A 251-nucleotide genomic window follows, 5' to 3' on the forward strand; every position below is an offset into this window, starting at 1 on the left:
GGCAACAATGGATCGTAAAACTGGCACTTAAAGATGCCTTTTTAGCTCAACATAATAATCAACTCACCTTACTGCTGCTGATACTTCAAGTAGTTGTATGCTCATTAATTTTATTGATTTTACTACTGTTTAATCAGCAGCAAATTGCACTTACTCGCCAAGTAGCAGAGCGTACTTATTCGTTAGCACAAGCAAAAAAGCAATCTGATTTGGCTAACCGGGCTAAGAGTCAATTTTTAGCTAATATGAGC

Annotated in this window: 1 protein-coding gene; it reads left to right on the top strand. The window is 37.1% G+C overall.

Annotated features, from left to right (window positions below):
* On the top strand, positions 1-251 hold a 251-nt coding region (locus AAEY88_RS14780; RefSeq protein ID WP_350563602.1), incomplete at both ends, for a hypothetical protein.

Origin of the sequence: Psychrobacter sp. CAL346-MNA-CIBAN-0220, assembly GCF_040309805.1 — a bacterium.
Taxonomy (GTDB): Bacteria; Pseudomonadota; Gammaproteobacteria; order Pseudomonadales; family Moraxellaceae; genus Psychrobacter.